We start from the raw sequence: 19441 nt of genomic DNA, 5'->3' as shown, positions 1-19441 counted from the left end.
GCGTCCTCCTCACGACACACGGTTCTTGCGTTCGATCAATTGCAGGATGAGCGGCGTCAGGATCAGCTGCATGGCAAGGTCGAGCTTGTTGCCGGGCACCACTATGGAATTCGGCCGCGACATGAACGAGTCGTGGATCATCGAAAGCAGGTAGGGGAAATCGATGCCGCGGGGATTGGCGAAGCGGATGACCAGCATCGATTCGTCGGGCGTCGGAATCCAGCGCGCGATGAATGGATTGGACGTGTCGACGATCGGCACGCGCTGGAAGTTGATGGCGGTCTGCGAAAACTGCGGGACGATGTAGCGGACATAGTCCGGCATGCGACGCAGGATCACGTCCATCACTGCCTCGGTGGAATAGCCGCGCGTTGCGCGGTCGCGATGGATCTTCTGGATCCATTCGAGATTTATGACCGGCACCACGCCGATCTTGAGATCCGCGTGCCTGGCCAGGTTGATCTTGTCGGTGACGACGCAGCCATGCAGGCCCTCGTAGAAGAGCAGGTCGCTCGGGGGAAATTCGCGCCATTCGGTGAAATGTCCCGGCGGCGTGCCGTACTGCTTCTCCTCATCCTCATCATGGATGTATGTGCGGGTCTTTCCGGTTCCCCGGCGGCCATATTCCTCGAATACCTCTTCGAGGATTGTCAGTTCATTGGCCTCGGCGTGGAAGTGGGTGAAGTTCGGATTGCCCGCCTTTTCCTCCTCGGCCACTTTCGTCTTCATCGTGGCGCGGTCGTAGCGATGGAAAGCATCGCCTTCGATGAAGGCGGCCCCGATGTTCTCGCGCCGGAAGATCAGCTCGAAGATGCGCTTGACAGAGGTAGTGCCTGCGCCCGACGACCCGGTGATGGTAATGATGGGGTGCTTTGCCGACATGGTCTTCAGGCCCTGAAAAGGCCGCGGCGGCTGAACAGCGGCGCGCGCTCGCCGATGGCGCTCGGCTCGGTGTGGTAGCGGGTGATGCGCGCGACTTCCCGCGCCGATCCGAAAACCATGGGCACGCGCTGGTGAAGGTTCTCTGGTTCGATTTCGAGGATGCGGGTGATCGTATCGGTGGCGGCACCGCCCGCCTGTTCGACGAGATAGGCGATCGGGTTTGCCTCATAGACGAGGCGCAGTCGCCCCTGGCGGTAAGTCTTGCGCTTGTCGCCTGGATACAGGAATACGCCGCCGCGCATCAATATGCGGTAGCAGTCCGCAACCAGGGAGGCGATCCAGCGCATGTTGAAGTCCTTCTCACGTGGGCCTTCGGTACCTTCGAGGCAGTCGTCGATGTAGAGCCGCACCGCCTCGTCCCAATGCCGGTAGTTGGCGGCGTTGATGGCGAACTCCTGGGTTCGCTGGGGGATGATCCGGCTCTCGTAGGCCTGGACGAAGGTGCCGAGCCTGGTCGAGAGAACGAAGACATGGGTGCCGCTGCCGAGCGACAGAACCAGCGCCAGCTGCGGCCCGTAGATGAAGAAGCCGGCGCCCAGCTGGTTCACCCCTGCCTGCAAAAACGAGGCGGCCGGATTTCCATCCGGCGCACCAATTGCAGGGAGGAGCGAGAAGACCGTTCCGATCGACACGTTGGTGTCGATGTTGGAAGAGCCGTCGAGTGGGTCGATGGCGATGGCAAGAGGCGCTTGCCTGTCGAGCAGCACCGGCTGCTCCAGTTCCTCGGAAGCGTAGAGCGCGACCGGAGCGTGGCGCATGGCGTCGAGGAAGATGTCATCGGCGAAGACATCGAGATCCTTCTGGATGTCGCCGTCAGCATTGGCGCCGCGGGTTCCGGCAAAGGCCGTGCCGAGCACCCCTTGATTGATGGTGTTGCGGATCGTGGTGGCCGCCTGCGTCAGCTGACGGATGGTCGCTACGACCGCGGAGCGCAGTTCGTCCGGCTCGCCAAGATAGGAGTTCAGAAAAGCGTCGAGCGTTGCCGCTGGCATCGTAACCTCCCGATCCAGCCGCCTCTCCTCGGGTCGGCTGGATTGGGAAAGGAGAACAAACGACGCTGGATAAGTAAAATTCAATAACTTTACTCAGGCAATAAAAAAATTTTAGTATGCCATATGAGAAACCTCACGCTTAAGCAATTCAAGACCGTTCAGGCAATCATCAGCCACGGAAAAATCGTCAGCGCGGCCAAGGTGTTAGGCCTGTCTCCTCCAGCGGTGACGATCCAGCTGCGGCAGGTGGAGGAGGAGTTCCAACTGGCCTTGTTCGACCGGACGTCGGACGGCATGCGTCCCACTGCCGCAGGTCTGGCCTTCGTCGAGACGGCACAGGCCATCGAGGAGCGGCTTCGTCTGCTCGAAGACAAGATGGATGCAATCAAGGGCGTGCGCGCCGGCAGCTTGCGGCTCGGCGTCGTTTCCACGGCCAAATATTTCGCGCCGCGGCTGATGGCCGCCTTCATGAAGGAACACCCCGATATCGATATGCGCCTTGCCATCGGCAACCGCGCCGAGACGATCGACAATCTGAAGAACCACGACATCGATATCGCGCTGATGGGACGCCCGGCGAAGGAAGTCCCGGTGCGTGCTTCGGTCTTCGGCGATCACCCGCTGGTCATCATCGCACCGCCCGACCACCCGCTGGCGTCGGCACGCGACATTTCCAAGGAGCGGATCGCCGAGGAGCATTTCCTCATTCGCGAGCCCGGCTCCGGAACGCGCATCTCGCTGGAAATATTTTTGAGCGACGTGCCCGGCCGTATCGACGATCTCGGCGTCGAGATGGACTCGAACGAGACCATCAAGCAGGCGGTGATGGCCGGGCTCGGCATCGCGTTCATCTCTGCCCACACCATCGCTGCCGAAACCGAAGCCGGCCGGCTGGTTATCCTCGACGTTGTCGGCATGCCGATCCGCCGGCAATGGTTTTCGGTGATGCGCAGCGATCACGCGATTTCGCCGGCGATGGCGACCTTCCACGATTTTCTGATGCGCAAGGGCGCGATGTACCTGCCACTGTTCGGCAAGCTCTATCCGCACGAGGAACTGAACAGTAGAGGTCGCGCGAGTTAGCCTAGTTCAACAAGTTTCGGTCGTAGTAGGGACGTGGCGTGCAAATACAGGAGAACGGCGGTGGCGCTGAGCGGCAGCTTCGACTCGACTAACCCCTAAGGCTCGAATCATTTAGGATGGAAGTCCGAATGGAGCGACGCAACCGCTTGTCCGTATGGCTTAGCTGCGCGTGAGCGGTCGCTAAAGCGATCAAGGCCGAGCGGCCGGAGTCGACCCCTAAGCCGACCGTCGGAAGGCGGGCTGCAAGGTCCGCATCCGGCTGGTCAGCGGGCATCGCCCGAAATGGCTGCCTTTGGAGAGCTGTCTCGGACGAGGGACGGCTTTGCACCTCTTCCGGCACATGGTTCGGCAACCGTTGCTGTTCGTGTGTCAAGTTCCTCCGTCGAGTCCTCGTGGATGTCATCAGCGGCGGCTTGATCCTGCATACGGCAGGCTGGTCAATCCGACTTGCCGAGAGCTTTCAGGATGAATCGGATCTGCTCGCGCAGGCCCGCTTCGGTGTCTTCGCCGTATTGGACGCAGTGCTCGATCAGGATCGGATGGAGGAACGGCGTGAACGCGGTGTGGACGGCACGCGCCGCCGTAGCGGAATCGTCGACATTGAATTCGCCCGATTCGATGCCCTCGCGGATAATGACCCCTAAGGTAGTTACCACGTGCTCGATATGCGCCTTGATGGTCGCCCAGTTCTCCTGCATGGCGGCGACAATCAGGTCGTGCATGCGCCTTTCCTTGACCAGCGTCATCTTCTTGTGATGGTGAACGGCGGTCAGTAGCTGACCCAATTTCTCCCCGGCCGACGCGTTCGTGCGCGCGATTGCGAGGGCGATGTCAGCTACCTCGTTCAAAGCTTTCCCGCAGATGGATTCTTTGATTGCGTCCCTTGAGGGGAAGAAGCGGTAGATGTTTGCCGTGCTCATGCTGAGTTCGGAGGCGATGTCGGCCACCGACGTTTTGTTGTAGCCGATGCGGCGAAAGTGCCCCTCCGCCACCTCCAGGATGCGCGCGCGCACCTCGTCGGGATCAGTTCGCATTCGGAGCGGACGATTCATGGATGTCTCCAGGACTGATGAAACGGATCTGCCGGGCTCGCCCTGGGCGATCATCTGTAAGCGGCAAGATCGTCCGGCTGGCCCTGCATATGTTCAGGCAAAACCGGCGGGCGAGAACTTGAACCGTCTTTTCCGACAACAGTGCCCTATTCGGCAGCCATCGCTGTTTGCAATTCCGGTTCCTCGGTCGAAGCCTCATGGGCCACATCTGCGGTCGGCTTGATCCGGAACCACGCGGCATAGAGAGCGGGAAGGAAGAGCAGGATCAGCACCGTGCCGGCCGCCGTGCCGCCGATCAGCGTATAGGCCATCGATCCCCAGAACACGGAGTGCGTAAGGGGGATGAAAGCCAGCACGGCGGCAAGCGCCGTCAGGATCACCGGCCTCGTGCGTTGCACGGTGGCCTCAATGACGGCGTGATAGTCGTCAAGGCCGGCAGCACGGTTCTCCTTGATTTGTTCGGTCAGGATCAGGGTGTTGCGCATCAGGATGCCGGCCAGCCCTATCAGGCCCAGAATGGCGTTGAACCCGAAGGGCTGGTTGAAGGTGAGCAACATCGGCACGACGCCGACGAGCCCAAGCGGTGCGGTCAGCACGACCATGGCCATCGTCGAGAAGGATCGTACCTGCAGCATGATGACGATCAGCATGGCGGCGATCATGGCCGGGAAGATCTTGCCCAAAGCAGTGTTGGCCTTCTCAGCCTCCTCGATCGATCCCCCCATTTCAATGTTATAGCCGGCCGGAAGGGACGCGATCAGCGGCTGAAGGGCTTTCATGATCTGCTTTGAGACCTCCGGAGGCTGAGTCGCTTCGTTGATATCCGACCGGATCGTGACGACGGGCGTCCGGTCGCGGCGCTTCAGGATCGGCTCTTCAAGACGGATCTCCGAATGACCGATCTGGTCGAGCGGAATCTGGCGGCCGTCCCGGCTCATCAGCGAGAAATCCGCCAGACGCGCCGGATCCAGCCGCTCAGCCCCAGCGCTGCGCGCCACGATGGGGACATTGCGAATGTCCTCGCGGACCTGCGTGACAGGGATGCCGGTGAGGAGGAACTGGAGCTGCTGGCCTACTTCCGCCGGCGAGAGGCCGATGAGGTTCAGTCGATCCTGGTCAGGGATGAAGCGCAGTACGGGCGTGCGGTTGCCCCAGTCGCGGTTGGCCTGCCGCACGTCCGGGACGCCCCGCATGATATCGAGGGCCTTCTCGGAAATGCTATAGAGTTGCGCGGGATCAGGCCCCGTGACCCGGAACTCGACAGGGAACGGCGTATAGGGTCCGAACACAAGCTGCGTGACGCGGACATCGGCTTCCGGCGCGAGCCCCTGCGATACCGCCTCCCGGAGCCGGTGCTTCAGCGCCTCGCGCGCCTCCGCGTCCGGTGTCAGCACGACGATCTTGGCAAAGGCAGGATCAGGCAGTTCCGGTGCCATCGCGAAGAAGAAGCGCGGAGCGCCCTGACCGACGTAGCTCGTCACGATCTTGGCTTCGGGCTGGCCGTCCAGCCAGTGCTCCAGCTTCTCCACTGTGGCGGTCGTCGTCTCGATGCTGGTGCCTTCCGGCAGACGAACCTCGACCAGCACTTCGGGGTGATCGGATGTCGGGAAGAACTGCTGTTTCAGGCTGCCCATGCCGACAACCGAAAGTGCGAAGACGATGCCGACGACACCGCAGGTTACGAACTTGTGGCGCACGGCAAAGATGATGAGCCGGCGAAGGCGCCGATAGTTCGGTGTGTCGTATATGGCGTGAACGCCGCCTTCGACCGGTTTGATCGCGGGCAGCATCTTGACGCCAAGGTAGGGCGTGAAGACCACGGCGACGATCCAGGAGACGATGAGAGCGAACCCTACGACCCAGAAGATATTGCCAGCGTACTCGCCGGCCGTCGAGCGTGCGAAGCCCACGGGCAGGAACCCAGCGATCGTCACGAGCGTTCCCGACAGCATCGGCGCCGCGGTATGGCTCCAGGCATAGGCCGCCGCCTTGATGCGATCCATGCCCTCTTCCATCTTCACCACCATCACCTCGATGGCGATGATGGCGTCGTCCACGAGAAGACCGAGCGCCAGGATGAGGGCGCCGAGCGTGATGCGATCGAAGAACCGGCCGGTCTCCAGCATGATGAGGAACACGGCGGCAAGCGTCAGCGGGACGGCGGCCGCCACGACGATGCCGACGCGCCAGCCCATGCTGAGCAGGCTGATCAGCAGCACGACACCGAGCGCCATCGCGAACTTCAACATGAACTCGTCGACCGCCGAGGTGATGTTGACGGCCTGGTCGGACACCTTGTCGAGCGTTATCCCAAGCGGCAATGTTCGTGCGATGGCCGCCGTCCGGTCCTCCAGCGCCTTGCCGAGCGCGCGACCGTCCCAACCCTCCTGCATAACGGCCGCGAGCATGATGGTGGGCTCGCCCTGGCGTCGGATGAGATAGGTGGGAGGGTCCTCGTAGCCGCGGCGGACCTCGGCAACGTCGGAAAGCTTCAGCGTCCGCCCCCCGGCAACGATCGGCGTGTCGGCGATAGCCTGGACACTGTCATAAGCGCCGTTGAGCCTGATGAAGACCTGCGGCCCCTGAGTATCGATCGAGCCCGCCGGTGTGACGGTGTTCTGCCGCTGCAATGCGACGATGATATCCTGTGCCGACACGCCCAGCGTTGCCAGCTTGGCATAGGAGAACTCGACGAATATCTGTTCGGGGCGCTCACCGAGGATGTTGATCTTCTTGACGCCGGGCACGTGCAGGAGGTCCTGTCGAATTGCCTCGGCCTGCCTGGCCAGCTCACGCATCGGCATGCCTCTGGCCTTCAGCGCATAAAGGGCGAAGCTCACATCCGAATATTCGTCGTTGACGAAGGGGCCGTAGACGCCGGGCGGCAGGTTGCGGGCTTCATCCCCCAGCTTCTTGCGGGCCTGGTAAAACTCTTCCTGCACGACGGATGGCGGCGTGCTGTCCTTCAGCGTAACCATCATATACGCATAACCTGGCCGTGTGGTCGTCTCCACCCGGTCGTACCAGGTGAGCTCCTGAAGCCGCTTCTCCAACGGCTCGGCGACAAGGTCCTGCATCTCGCGGGCCGTCGCGCCCGGCCATGCCGTCGTGACCGTCAGGTCTTAATGGTGAAGTTGGGATCCTCCGCCCGCCCGAGCATAAGGAACGCGTAGGCGCCAGCCGCCACGAGCAGGAGGATGAAGAACAGGGTGACGGCCCGTTCGCGAACGGCGATCGCTGAAAAATTGAGGTTCATCGTCAGTTGCTCCCGCTTTCGGAAGCAGACCTGACGCGAGCGCCCTCCTGCAGAAGATGAGCGCCGAGCGAAACGACCGGATCTCCCATGTTCAGCCCGGAGACCACGGCGCTTTCGCTTGTCACACGAACAAGGCCGACAGGTTGGAAGTGTACGGTCGAGGTAGCGCGATCCAGGGCCCAAACGCCTGTCTTGCCGCCATCATCGAGCACGGCTCCGAGCGGCACCTGGACTTCCGGCTGGCTCGCCTGGCTTGTGATCCGGATAGTCACGGTCGCGCCAAGCGGTGCTGCCGCGGCCTCCCCGTCGAGCACATAGCGGGCCTCATAGGTACGGGTCTGGGGATCGGCGGCATCCGACAACTGCCGCAGATGCGCCGTATGGCGCCCATCGGCCGCATAAACGGCGGCCTCGGCCACAGAGCCGATCGCCGGCCGGATCGTTTCGGGAAGCGCGACCACCGCTTCACGAGGGCCGGCCTGGGCGATCCGAACCACTGTCTGACCGGCGGAGACGACCTGTCCCGGCTCGCCGATGGTTTCGACCACAGTTCCATCCGCGTCCGCCACCAGGACGGAATAGGCCGCTTCGTTTTCCGCGACTTTCGCTTCCGCTTCGGCGGCGGCGAGTTGTGCGGTCGCGGTATCCAACGCGGCCTTCGCCTGCTCGTAGCGCTGCGGAGTTGCTGCCAATTCCTTCTTGACCAGAACGGCATAGCGCTTTTCGTCCGCGCTCGCCTGAACCAGCACAGCGCGTGCCGCGGCGACCGCATTGCGCTTGGCGGTGAGCGCGAGAGCCAGATCGGTGTCGTCGATCCGCAGAAGCGGTTGGCCCGCCTTGACCCGTTCACCGACGTTCACCAGGCGCTCGATGATCTTGCCGGGTACGCGAAAACCAAGATTGCTCTGCACCCGCGCGGCAATCGTGCCCGTGAAACCGCGTTCGGATCCAGCCACTGGCGCCGCCGTCACCAATCTGACGATCGGCGCTTCCTGCCTCGGATCCGCCACTGCGGTTGCCTGCGTGCGAATGGGCAGCGTGACGAATGCGGCCACCCCTAACCCCGCGGCCAGGACGCTGCCCAGCCCAATGACAAGTCGCTTTTTCATGCCCATCGCCTCATGCCGAAATAGATTGCGTTCATTCTCTATGCTGTGTCGACCGGCAGCGGCCGGCTGCGACCTGCGCGGCGAGTCAGTCCGGTAGCGCGTCGGCGCGCGGATGCTTGTCGGTCCCAGTCGCGACTGTCACCTCCTCGCCGGACCTCGAGAACGCGTAGAGAGAGCCCCGGTAGCCCGGCATGGAGAAGGCAACGGAGTCGCGGTCGGCGAGGCCCATGACGACGCGCAGCGGATCGCCTCCGCCCTTGGGCGCGAAGGTGGCGGTGACCTCCAGGAGGTCGCCGTCGATTGGGACGTAATAGACCACCATGTCGAGGCGTCCGTTGTGCAGGCTGCCGGCTTCGATTGGGCGTCCGACGGTAGCTTCCTCGGCAAACGCTGGGGTCGCCAGAAACAGCGCGGTCAGGAGCGAAGCGCTCAGGATCTTGCGGATCATTTCGTGTCTCCTTTTTTAGATTGCATTCGCCATCTATATAGCAGATAGATTACGAATGCAATCTAAAAAAAGAGATCGACGATGCGTGTGAGTCGCATACAGGCCGCGGAAAACCGCGAAACCGCAATCAACGTGGCAAGCCGCCTTTTGCGGAAGCGTGGCTTTGACGGCATCGGCCTCAAGGATCTGATGAAGGGTGCCGGGCTGACCCAAGGCGCCTTTTACAAGCATCGCCTCAAAGGAGGACCTTGCGGCGCAGGCGTCCAGACGGGCAATTTAGAGCGCCACCCTCCGAGGGTCGGCCGCGACCGGGGCAAAACCCGAGGACCCGCTTGGCGCGGTGATCGCGTTCTACCGGGTCGATTCTGATAATCGAGGATCGGGAGGCATCGCTGGTGGAGAAATACGCATTTGCCGAGCCGACCGTACTGGGCGACCACCAGCTAAGCGATGAGGCCGGATAGCGCACCCGCGGTCAACGCGACGGGCCTCTCACCGCGCTGCTGCTAACTTATAATCTGTTCGGCGACAGCTTCTTCGAGGCCAGCTGTCGCTTGGGCGGCAAGACCGCGGGCCGCTGCTTGTGAATCGTAAAATTCCTCAAGTGCATGGACTCTGCCCCACCGCAAGGTGAACACGTGGAGACCACGGTTGACGTACGACGTGTCGCCGTTGAACAGCGTTGCGGTGCCGTCCCACTGGGCAAACACGGTAGTGTGCCACGGCCAGCCCTTCACCCAGATGTGGTTAACCGTGAGATGGAGATTGGGGAGCACACGGCCGAGGCGCTCAAACCAGCGGCGCAGGGCTTCCTTGTCGTGGCGCTCACCACCGAGCGCGTGGGCGCCGGAAACGCGGTGATGGACATTCGGCGCGACTGCTTTCACCGCCTCATCCCAGCGATGATTGTTTACGTGGTCGAAGCTCTGTCGGATCGATTTCTCGACAAAATAGCTGTATAGCATTTGACCTCTCCTGATCCGGTGGAACCTTAGTGGTTTTCTGTCCGCTGGCCGGATCCGTGGCGCTGTCGGGAAGACCACCGAACGGGACGCCCGCCAGCACGATGGCGGGTCTCGTTTTCATGCCCATCTCAGTGCGGCCAAGAGCGGAGCGGTCGGGATTTTGCGGATCATCTCGCATCTTCTCTTGATAGATTGCGTTCGCCCTCTATATAAGATATAGATTACGAACACAAGCTAAAAGGGAGATTACCGATGCGCGTAAGTCGCATTCAGGCTGCGGAAAACCGTGAAACCGTTATCAATGTGGCAAGCCGCCTTTTTCGGGAGCGCGGTTTTGACGGCATTGGCCTTAAGGATCTGATGAAGGGTGCCGGGCTGACCCAAGGCGCTTTTTACAAGCAGTTCGCGTCAAAGGAGGACCTGGCGGCGCAGGCGTCCAAACGGGCGATGGAGAGCGCCACCCACCGATGGTCGGCCGCGACTACGGCAAAACCCGAGGATCCGCTTGGCGCGGTGATCGCGTTCTACCTCAGCATGGACCATCGCGAAGAAAGGATGGACGGCTGCCCGATCGTGGCGCTCGGTTCGGATGCCGCCAGACAGGGCGTGGACGTGAGAGCGTCGTTCGAAGCCGGGATCAGGGAATATCTTGAGATGTTTGGTAGTTGGGTTGGCGAGGCCGACGGCGAGCGGCCCGGCGACAAGGCCATGGCCATTCTCTCGACAATGGTCGGTGCGGTGCTCCTTTCGCGCGTCGTCAACGACCCCGACCTCGCGCAGGCATTTCTGGATGCGGCGACAGAACAGGTTCGCGAAGCAGCCGGCGCTTGAATGGCGTGCGCAGCGCCTGCGGCGCGCCCAAACTGACAGGAAAATAGATGCGACGGATTGTTGTTACGGGCATGGGAGCGGTTACGCCCCTTGCTGCCGATGTTGAAACGTCCTGGTCGCGTCTCCTGGCCGGCCGCTCGGGCATCCGGAGGCTTGCGGATGATGTGGTGTGCGACCTGCCGGCGAAGGTCGGCGGGGTGGTGCCCTCCACAGAAGAAGATCCGGACGCTGGTTTCGATCCGGAAGCCATCCTTCCGCCGAAGGATCAGCGCAAGGTAGACCGGTTCATTCTCTTTGCGCTGGCCGCGGCACAAGAGGCGCTCGCCCAAGCAAGATGGGCCCCCGTCTCGGAAGCGGATCGCTTGCGCACGGCCACGATCATCGCCTCGGGCGTCGGCGGGTTCCCGGCCATAACCGAGGCGGTGCGCACGGTCGACCGGCGCGGCGTCCGCCGTCTATCACCTTTTACGGTGCCGTCCTTCCTGGTGAACCTCGCGGCAGGCCACGTCTCGATCCGCTATGGCTTCAAAGGTCCGCTCGGTGCACCCGTGACGGCGTGCGCGGCCGGCATTCAGGCGATCGGCGATGCGGCTCGCCTAATCCGCGCCAACGAGGCCGATATTGCCGTGTGCGGCGGGACGGAAGCATGCATGAATCTTGTCAGCCTCGGTGGGTTTGCCGCGGCACGCTCTCTTTCGACGTCCTTTAATCACCGTCCTGATGAGGCCTCCCGACCGTTCGACAAGTCGCGGGACGGCTTCGTCATGGGCGAAGGAGCCGGCATGCTGGTCATCGAGGACTTGAGCCACGCGCTGGCGCGCGGCGCAAGACCGCTGGCCGAGCTTGTCGGCTACGGCACGACGGCGGATGCTCATCACGTCACCTCCGGTCCCGAGGACGGCGACGGTGCGCGCCGGGCCATGGAGATCGCAATCGCCCAAGCAGGGATTTCGCCCCGCGAGGTTCGTCATCTCAATGCCCATGCGACCTCCACGCCGGTGGGCGACCTGGGTGAGATCGAAGCGATCAAGAGCGTGTTCGGGCGCGATTTCGCGATAGCTGTCAGTGCAACGAAATCGGCGACCGGACACCTGCTCGGAGCCGCCGGCGGGCTCGGAGCAATCTTCGCAATCCTGGCACTCAGGGATCAGATGGCACCGCCGACCCTCAATCTGAGCGCTCCCGATCCGGCCGGCGACGGGATCGACTTCGTCGCAAACCGGGCCCGGCCGATGGCGATGGGCTATGCAATCTCCAATGGCTTCGGCTTCGGAGGCGTTAATGCCAGCGCGCTGTTCCGGCGCTGGACGGATGATCTGGCCGGCGCGAGTACCGGAGGCGCTCATGATTGACGCCTTTCGCTCCGACCTGTCGTGCTTCTCCCACGCCAATCCAAAACGAAGAAAGAAGTGACCTCCATGAACAAGACCAATCTAGGCGTCGCCCTGGTGACGGGGGCATCCAGCGGTATCGGGCACACAACGGCCAAAGCCCTGCAGAACGCGGGCTTTCGCGTGTTCGGAACCAGCCGTCGCGCCGTCGTCGACCGATCCGATGGGGTTACCATGCTGGCCTGTGACGTGACCGATGACACGTCCGTGGCGAAACTTGTCCAGGACGTGCTGGCCGAGACCGGGCGCATCGACCTGCTTGTCAATAATGCCGGCGTTGGCCTGCTTGGTGGCGCGGAGGAGTCCTCGATGGCCCAGGCCAAGTCGTTGTTTGACGTGAACGTCTTTGGCGTTATGCGAGTAACCAAAGCGGTGTTGCCGACAATGCGCCGCCAAGGCAAGGGCAGAATCGTCAATTTGAGCTCGGTGCAGGGGTTCATTCCAGCTCCCTATTTCGCGCTTTATTCGTCGACCAAGCATGCCGTGGAGGGCTACTCCGAATCGCTCGACCACGAACTGCGTACTTTCGGAATTCGCGTCGTGTTGGTGGAGCCCGCCTATCCCGCACCTCATTTGAAGAAAATCTCGCCAGGCCGGATCAGTTGCTTGACATCTATGACTCTGCGCGCGCCGGCATGAATGCAGCTGTGCGGAAAGCGATGGAAAAAGGCGATGCGCCGGAAGTGGTGGCCAGGACCGTTTTGGCGGCTGCGACCGATCCCGCTCCGAAGAGGCGGTATGCGGCTGGAAAAATGGCGCGCCAGGTCAGTTTCCTGCGCCGTTTCGTCCCCGCATCCGCTTTCGACAAGAGCCTGCGAAAGCAGAACGGACTGCCGGTCTGAGGTCGACAACAATGATATTCCTGTTTCGGTCGAGCCCATGCGAGAGCGCGTTCCAGGAGTTCACATTTTTTGGCACTGGCACAGCCGGACGCGCTTTTTCGTTGCGGGCCCGGCCGCGACCGAGCCCTGCGGTCATTGGCGTTAGATTAGCGCCATGTTATATTGCGGCGCGAAAGAGCGGGGGCCACGTTCCTTTCACACCCGTAAGTGATCCGTATGTGCGATCCCTGCAGACTGGTCGGTATCACGGAAACTCCCGGGCATGGGGTTCGGGAATCGAAGGGGACAAGGGGTAATGCTCTACACGCTCGTTATGATGGTCTGCCTGACGGATGTGCCGCAGACCTGTGAACAACGCGAACAGATGGTGGACGGCCTGGCGATGAATCCCGGGACCGCCTTCATGCAGGCGCAATCGCTGGTAGCCCAGTGGATCGAGACGCATCCCCGTTATTTCGTTCAGCGCTGGCGCGTGCTGCCCGGCCGTGGATCGTGATATCCGCCGCGAAGATCGAATGAGGTTCTATTTCTTCGCGGCGAGCGTTTCCGAGACGGCCTTGGACAATTGATAAAGCCGCTGCTCGATTATCGTCGGCACTTCACAGACGTAGGTCAGTGATTGGACGCGTTCATTGAAAATTCGCGTTGCGAATTTCAGCTGTTCGGTTCGCCGATCGATCTCTTCGGGATCTGCATCCGGCTTTGCCCGCAACGCATCGACATCGGACCCTTCCTTGCGCAACGCGGCGGCCATTTCGAGCTGCTTGTGGGCGTAGCGGGAAATGCCGGAGATCACCTGCGAGCGCTCGGCGTCCAGGTGGTCGAACATGCCTTGCACCATCATCGCCATTTTGGGTGCAAGTTGCTCGGCCGGCAAGGAGGCCGCGAAATCCCTGATCTTCTTTTGAGCTTCCGCAATCGGCATCCGGCGAGCTGCCACTTCCTCGATCAGGGCGGAGATGGTGGGGTCCTTCGACCAGTCCTTCGCCGCTGAAGGAAGGTCCGGTCCGCTCCAGATCTGGCCGAGCGAGAGTTGCGGCACCTTGCGCTGCATGCAGGGCCAGTCTGGATCGGGGTTGGCCGCCATGGCGTTGACGCCCGGCGCGAGCATGGCGACCAGAGCCAGACCGCGAACATGGATCATTCGCGCCATCAGGCATTTCCTCCCGTGTCCTGTTTGCGGGTCATCAGGCCGCGCGAAGGGTCGTAGGCGATGATGGCGGCGGCAAGGAACAGCAGCGTGCAGCCGGCAACGACGCCCAGCGACAGCCAGTCAACCTGGCCGTAGAAGGCGAAGCGGATCAGTTCGACGGCGTAAGTAAATGGATTGGCGAGGCAGATTTTGTAGAGCAGGGGGCTAGCCTCCTGGATACGCCACAAGGGATAGAGTGCCGGAGAAGCGAAATAGCCGGGAAAGATGACGAAGTTCATGATGCCAGCGAAGTTTTCGAGCTGCTTGATCATTGAGGACAGAAGCATGCCGAGCGCGCACAGCATCATGCCTGACAGGAACAGCGCCGGCAGCACGGTGAGATAGCCAAGCGGCGGCGCCTTGACGCCCCAGAACCAGGCAACGATCAGGAACGCGTAAACCTGCGCGATCGACACGGCGACACCGGCGAGCATCTTCGAGATCAGTAAAAACCAACGCGGGAAGGGGCTGACCAGCAGGGTGCGCATGTTGCCCATTTCGCGATCATAGACCATCGACAGCGAAGACTGCATGCCCGAAAACAGCAGAATCATGCCGCACAGGCCCGGCGTGATGTAGACCTCGTAGAGCACGTAGGTCTTGTAGGGCGGGATGATCGATACGCCGAGCACCTGCCGGAATCCGGCGGCAAAAATGAACAGCCAGACGAGCGGCCGAACCAGCGAGGATATAAAGCGCTCGCGCTGATGCAGGAAGCGCAGGCACTCCCGCACGACGATCCCTTTGAGGCAAACGAGGTAGTGGTGGAGCCCAAACTGTTCGAACTTCACCGGCGTGAGGGTGGCGACTTTTGCCGGCATTGCGGGAGCGCTCATGGCGACATCTCCGCGATGCCGCTTGTTTCGATGCGGTTGAGCCTGGAAAAGGCGTCGCGGATCGAACTGGCACCGCTCGTCGCAACGACATCGGCCACCTTACCCTTGGCAACCAGGTCGCCCTGCCGCAGCACGACGACATGGTCGCCGTCTTCGACCTCATCGATCAGATGCGTCGCCCACAGCACACCGATGCCCTCGGTTTCGACGAGTTTGCGGATGGTGGCCAAAATGCCCGCACGCGACTGGATGTCGAGACCGACCGTCGCCTCGTCGAGCAGCAGCAGGGAAGGGCGGTGGAGCAGCGCCCGCGCGATCTCGATGCGCCGCATTTGGCCGCCGGAAAGACTGCGTGCCTTGTCATGCTGACGGCCCTGCATGTTGACTGTATCGAGCAGCGCGGCAATGCGCTGCCGGGCTTGGTGTCCGCCAATGCCATGCAGCGAGGCGTGGTAGGAGAGGTTCTGGTGGACGCTGAGGTCGAGGTCGAGCGTGCGTGCCTGGAATACGATGCCGACACGCCTGAGCGCTTCGCCCGAAGCGCGGCTGACGTCATGGCCGAAGATGCGGATCGATCCGCGGCGGGTGCCGTAAAGATGGCTGATCAGTGAGAACAAAGTTGTCTTGCCGGCCCCATTGAGGCCGAGCAGAACGGTGAAAGTTCCCGGCGCGATCGAGAACGAGACGTCCTGGAGCACTCGCTTCGGACCATAGGAATGGCTGATGCCGGCAACATCGAGCGCTGCCACCTCCTCTCCAGCTCCGCTTGTCCTCACATGCTGCATGCCGCTGGCTCCTTCGGGGCGCGCTGGTCATCTAGTGCACTTGCAACATCCCCGCGGCAAATATTCATCACGTCGGCCTCCCTGATCATTGCTGCGGTCTAGTGGGGCGATATGGCCACGCCCCAAGGCTGCTGGCCCACCGTAACCGATTGAACCGGCTCGTCCGTCGCCGTGTCGATGAAGGTGATGTCGTTGGAATTGCCGTTGGTGGTGATCAGCGTCTTCTGATCGGGGGTGAAGTCGAGATGCCAGACGCGCTGGCCGACCAGGATGTATTTTTCCACCTCGTAGGTTTCGGTGTTGATGACGGCGACGTGGTTCGCTGGGCCGAGCGCGACATAGGCTTTCTTGCCGTCCGCGCTGATTGCGATGCCGACCGGCTGGATGGTTTCGGGCCGCAGTCCCGCAATCGCGAACTGGATCTTCTTCACCACCTCGCGTTTGAGACTGTCGATGACGCTGACGGTACCGCCGATTTCGGCACTGACCCAGATCTGTGATCCGTCGGGCTTGAATTGCGCAAAGCGCGGACGCGTGTCGACCAGGACGTTGTCGGTCACCTCATGGCTGTCGGTGTCGATGAAATGCGCCATGCTGGTGGTTTCGGAGGTGTTGACCATGGTTTTGCCATCGGGACTGACGGCCATGCCTTCAGGCTCCACCCCAACGGGAATCTCGGTCATGACCTGCTTGCTCTCGACGTTGATCGCGGTGACGAGATTGTCGTCCTCGTTGGCGACGTAGAGCGTCTTGCCGTCGGGCGAAAGCACGAACAGTTCGGGATCGGGGCCTGATGGCAGCGTGCCAACGATCTGCAGCGTCGCGGTATCGATGATTTCGATCGTATCGTCATCGCTGGCGCACAAATAGATGAACTTGCCGTCATGCGAGATGGTGATACCGCGCGGCCTCTGGCCGACTTCGACGGTCTTCACCACTTGCATCGTCGCCGTGTCGACGACCGTTATCGTATTGTCTTTCTCGTTGGAGACATAAACGGTGTAAGCCCACGCCGGATTGGCCATGAAGCCGAGAATGGCGAGTGCGCAAGCTCGTCTCTGCACGAAAATTCCTCCCGATTGGTTCTACTTAAGGACGCATCTCGTTTCCGGCTGATCGACGCCGAGCGTATCGAGCTCGGAGATTTGGTGAAGATAACCCTCCTGTGGCGATGTCGAGACCACGGATTTGGTGTCGCCGAGCAGGATTGGCTGGCGAAGCTGATGGTTCCACTTGCGGAAGGTCAGCTTCTGTCCTTTGAAGGCGGCGACCGAGAAATCGTCCGAGCGGATGTAGTCGCTGATCTTCTTCGGATCGTCGCCATTGGTCCGTGTGCTGGCTTCGCCCACCGCCCGCACCGCCGTCCAGGCCGACATATCCTTGGACAGCATTCGCCGGCCGGTCGTCTTCAGGAAACGGCTTTGCATTTGAATGCCACCCCATTGCTCGCTCGCGGGATGCCAGGACGATGCGACAAGACCGGCCGTGCCAGCGACCAGCCGCGGTGTCCAGGTGCGGTAGGGCACATAGGTTCCGAACACCTCGCTCTCATCGGCGACAAGCACCACGTCGTGCTCCGGCAGATCCTGCGTGAACACGGAAATCTGCTGCTGTATCTGCGTGGCGCCGGTGTCGGTGCGGCGCGCCGTGCCAGTGTCTTTGAACTCCTTCTCGGCGACGATCTGACCGCCGAAGCGAGCCGCCGCGCGGCGCAACGCGGCCGCATAGAGATGATCCCGCTCATGCGAACCATAGAGCAGCACCCAATTCGGCCATTTCTTTGTCACGAGATACTGCGCCAGCGCGTCAGCCAGCATGCTTCGTGTCGGCGCCACATGGAAAATGTTTATGCGGCAGTCTTCCTCGCGCAGGCTGTCGTCTGTGGCACCGACATTGAAGACCAGAACGCCCTTGTCGCGGGCGATGTCGGCGATCGACAGCAATTGCCTGGCCGAGAGGTCAGCGACAATATAGCGGTCACCTTTGGCAATCAGATCGTTGAACGCCTGAACCGCGTCGCCGTCCGGCTTGACCTCGGCTATGTCGAGGCTGAATTTCTGGCTGAGGAACTTTCCTGTCGTGTTGTTATCGCCGATCGCCACATTGGCGCCGGCGACACCTTCGTCGCGTGGCGGCAGGTCCAGCAGGGAAAGCGCCAGTTGCGGCGCGTAGGCCCGCAAATAACCTATTCTGATTTCGGTTATCTTTCTTTCCGGCCTGTCGGCTGCGACCGGTTGCTTGCCCGTCACTTCCTGGGCCATCACGCCTGTAACGTTGGCGGTCTGGAAAAAAAAGCACAAAAAGGCCACGAGAGTGCCTGGCACCGCGCTCGTCATCGATAAAACTGCCCATTCTTGCACTAAAGTCCGATTGTTCCCGGACCAGCGCGAATTCAAGGTGCCCACAATGAGCTTAGCGGACGCCACAAGATTTATCAAAGCCCTGCAAGTGAACTTACGTGTCTGCTTTAGTCCTATTCCTTTTCGCGGGGATACGGCGATGAATGAGCGTGTTGCGGTCTCATCCGCAGCAATGGCGGAATGTGAAACTCTATGGTTCGTCTTGGGAGAACTGCCTGATGAAAACGCGCGCCGCTGTCGCCGTCGCCGCCGGAAAGCCGCTGGAGATCATGGAGGTCGACCTCGAAGGTCCGCGTGATGGCGAGGTGCTGGTCGAGATCAAGGCAACCGGCATCTGCCACACCGACGAGTTCACGCTGTCGGGCGCCGACCCGGAAGGCCTGTTTCCGGCGATCCTCGGCCATGAGGGCGCCGGCATCGTCGTCGACGTCGGCAAGGGCGTCTCCTCGGTCAAGAAGGGTGACCATGTCATCCCGCTCTATACGCCGGAATGCCGGCAGTGCCCGTCCTGCCTGTCGCGCAAGACCAATCTGTGCACCGCCATCCGCGCCACGCAGGGACAGGGCTTGATGCCTGACGGCACCTCGCGCTTCTCGATCGGCAAGGACAAGCTGTTCCACTATATGGGCTGCTCGACCTTTTCCAACTTCACCGTGCTGCCCGAGATCGCGGTGGCCAAGGTCAATGCCGACGCCCCGTTCGACAAGATCTGCTACATCGGCTGCGGCGTCACCACCGGCATCGGTGCGGTGATCAACACCGCCAAGGTCGAGCAAGGCGCGACGGCGGTCGTGTTCGGCCTCGGCGGCATCGGCCTCAACGTCATCCAGGGCCTGCGCCTTGCCGGCGCCGACATGATCATCGGCGTCGACCTGAACAACGACAAGAAGGAATGGGGCGAGAAATTCGGCATGACGCATTTCGTCAATCCGAAGGAGATCGACGGCGATGTCGTGGCTCATCTCGTCAACATGACCAAGCGCGGCGCCGACCAGATCGGCGGCGCCGACTACACGTTCGACTGCACCGGCAACACCAAAGTCATGCGGCAGGCGCTAGAAGCGTCGCATCGCGGCTGGGGCAAGTCGGTCGTCATCGGCGTTGCCGGCGCCGGCCAGGAGATCTCGACGCGGCCGTTCCAGCTGGTCACCGGCCGCACCTGGATGGGCACCGCCTTCGGCGGCGCGCGCGGCCGCACCGACGTGCCGAAAATCGTCGACTGGTACATGGCCGGCAAGATCGAGATCGATCCGATGATCACCCACACGCTGAAGCTCGAGGACATCAACAAGGGCTTTGACCTGATGCATGAAGGCAAGTCGATCAGGAGCGTGGTGGTTTACTGAGGACGAGAAAG

16 protein-coding genes and 3 pseudogenes are annotated in these 19441 nt (G+C 61.7%); 7 read left to right on the top strand and 12 right to left on the bottom strand.

All coding sequences use genetic code 11. The annotated features are described in order from the left end of the window. Window positions 1-9: 9 nt before the first annotated feature. Both NKI29_RS08225 and NKI29_RS08220 read right to left on the bottom strand, forming a co-directional pair. Window positions 10-882: a phosphoribulokinase gene (locus NKI29_RS08225; RefSeq protein WP_352795828.1), complete on the bottom strand. Its 873-nt coding sequence runs from the start codon at window positions 880-882 to the stop codon at window positions 10-12. A gap of 5 nt (window positions 883-887) precedes the next feature. Beyond that, complete coding sequence (locus NKI29_RS08220) at window positions 888-1934, bottom strand: class 1 fructose-bisphosphatase (protein ID WP_352724288.1); 1047 nt, start codon at window positions 1932-1934, stop codon at window positions 888-890. A gap of 123 nt (window positions 1935-2057) precedes the next feature. Here NKI29_RS08220 and NKI29_RS08215 point away from each other — a divergent pair, with 123 nt between their 5' ends. After that, entirely contained in the window at window positions 2058-3017 is a 960-nt protein-coding gene (locus NKI29_RS08215; protein ID WP_352795826.1) for a LysR family transcriptional regulator, read from the top strand. A gap of 437 nt (window positions 3018-3454) precedes the next feature. Here the strand turns inward: NKI29_RS08215 and NKI29_RS08210 are convergent, their stop codons facing one another. The 4 genes and pseudogenes from NKI29_RS08210 to NKI29_RS08195 form a co-directional block, all read right to left on the bottom strand. Further along, window positions 3455-4069, bottom strand: a complete 615-nt coding sequence (locus tag NKI29_RS08210) for a TetR/AcrR family transcriptional regulator (RefSeq protein WP_352795824.1) — start codon at window positions 4067-4069, stop codon at window positions 3455-3457. Window positions 4070-4215: 146 nt separating this feature from the next. Then, window positions 4216-7325, bottom strand: a pseudogene (locus tag NKI29_RS08205) (efflux RND transporter permease subunit). A 2-nt stretch (window positions 7326-7327) separates the two neighbouring features. Further along, window positions 7328-8434, bottom strand: a complete 1107-nt coding sequence (locus NKI29_RS08200; protein WP_352795823.1) for an efflux RND transporter periplasmic adaptor subunit — start codon at window positions 8432-8434, stop codon at window positions 7328-7330. 85 nt (window positions 8435-8519) lie between these two features. Next, the gene (locus NKI29_RS08195; RefSeq protein WP_352503292.1) at window positions 8520-8882 is read right to left on the bottom strand and encodes a hypothetical protein; all 363 of its coding nucleotides are present in this window, start codon (window positions 8880-8882) and stop codon (window positions 8520-8522) included. Window positions 8883-8963: 81 nt separating this feature from the next. Between NKI29_RS08195 and NKI29_RS08190 the strand changes: the two are divergent. Further along, window positions 8964-9261 (top strand): annotated as a pseudogene (locus NKI29_RS08190) (TetR/AcrR family transcriptional regulator); the annotation flags it as partial. A gap of 127 nt (window positions 9262-9388) precedes the next feature. Here NKI29_RS08190 and NKI29_RS08185 read toward each other — a convergent pair. After that, a complete protein-coding gene (locus NKI29_RS08185; RefSeq protein ID WP_352795822.1) occupies window positions 9389-9847 on the bottom strand; it encodes a nuclear transport factor 2 family protein in 459 nt (152 codons plus the stop codon). A gap of 252 nt (window positions 9848-10099) precedes the next feature. On the opposite strand from NKI29_RS08185, the gene NKI29_RS08180 reads away from it, so the two are divergent. From NKI29_RS08180 to NKI29_RS08165, 4 genes and pseudogenes are all read left to right on the top strand, one after another. Then, entirely contained in the window at window positions 10100-10678 is a 579-nt protein-coding gene (locus NKI29_RS08180; protein ID WP_352541912.1) for a TetR/AcrR family transcriptional regulator, read from the top strand. A gap of 47 nt (window positions 10679-10725) precedes the next feature. Then, the gene (gene fabF, locus NKI29_RS08175) at window positions 10726-12030 is read left to right on the top strand and encodes a beta-ketoacyl-ACP synthase II (protein WP_352724293.1); all 1305 of its coding nucleotides are present in this window, start codon (window positions 10726-10728) and stop codon (window positions 12028-12030) included. Window positions 12031-12096: 66 nt separating this feature from the next. Next, a pseudogene (locus NKI29_RS08170) lies at window positions 12097-12911 on the top strand (oxidoreductase). Window positions 12912-13206: 295 nt separating this feature from the next. Continuing rightward, window positions 13207-13407, top strand: a complete 201-nt coding sequence (locus NKI29_RS08165) for a hypothetical protein (protein WP_352724296.1) — start codon at window positions 13207-13209, stop codon at window positions 13405-13407. A 27-nt stretch (window positions 13408-13434) separates the two neighbouring features. Here the strand turns inward: NKI29_RS08165 and NKI29_RS08160 are convergent, their stop codons facing one another. The 5 genes from NKI29_RS08160 to NKI29_RS08140 form a co-directional block, all read right to left on the bottom strand. Then, on the bottom strand, window positions 13435-14064 hold the full coding sequence (locus tag NKI29_RS08160; RefSeq protein ID WP_352724297.1) for a hypothetical protein: 630 nt from the start codon (window positions 14062-14064) through the stop codon (window positions 13435-13437). Continuing rightward, window positions 14064-14924: a lanthanide ABC transporter permease protein PedC gene (locus NKI29_RS08155; RefSeq protein ID WP_352450693.1), complete on the bottom strand. Its 861-nt coding sequence runs from the start codon at window positions 14922-14924 to the stop codon at window positions 14064-14066. The genes NKI29_RS08160 and NKI29_RS08155 overlap by 1 nt, the downstream gene beginning before the upstream one ends. 11 nt (window positions 14925-14935) lie before the next feature. Continuing rightward, window positions 14936-15724 (bottom strand): lanthanide ABC transporter ATP-binding protein PedB/LutE, encoded by a 789-nt coding sequence (locus NKI29_RS08150; RefSeq protein WP_352724298.1) that lies wholly within the window; start codon window positions 15722-15724, stop codon window positions 14936-14938. Between the two features lie 98 nt (window positions 15725-15822). Beyond that, window positions 15823-16788 carry a YVTN family beta-propeller repeat protein gene (locus tag NKI29_RS08145; RefSeq protein ID WP_352541893.1) on the bottom strand — a complete coding sequence of 322 codons (966 nt, stop codon included), beginning with the start codon at window positions 16786-16788 and terminating at the stop codon, window positions 15823-15825. A 21-nt stretch (window positions 16789-16809) separates the two neighbouring features. Further along, complete coding sequence (locus NKI29_RS08140) at window positions 16810-18060, bottom strand: lanthanide ABC transporter ABC transporter substrate-binding protein PedA1 (RefSeq protein ID WP_352795821.1); 1251 nt, start codon at window positions 18058-18060, stop codon at window positions 16810-16812. 242 nt (window positions 18061-18302) lie between these two features. On the opposite strand from NKI29_RS08140, the gene NKI29_RS08135 reads away from it, so the two are divergent. Further along, the gene (locus tag NKI29_RS08135; RefSeq protein ID WP_352795820.1) at window positions 18303-19430 is read left to right on the top strand and encodes an S-(hydroxymethyl)glutathione dehydrogenase/class III alcohol dehydrogenase; all 1128 of its coding nucleotides are present in this window, start codon (window positions 18303-18305) and stop codon (window positions 19428-19430) included. Window positions 19431-19441: the final 11 nt, after the last annotated feature.

This window comes from Mesorhizobium sp. M0678 (assembly GCF_040320505.1).
Classification (GTDB): Bacteria; Pseudomonadota; Alphaproteobacteria; order Rhizobiales; family Rhizobiaceae; genus Mesorhizobium.
Note: the sequence above shows the minus strand (reverse complement) of the source record. Positions and strands in the feature narration are given on the sequence as shown.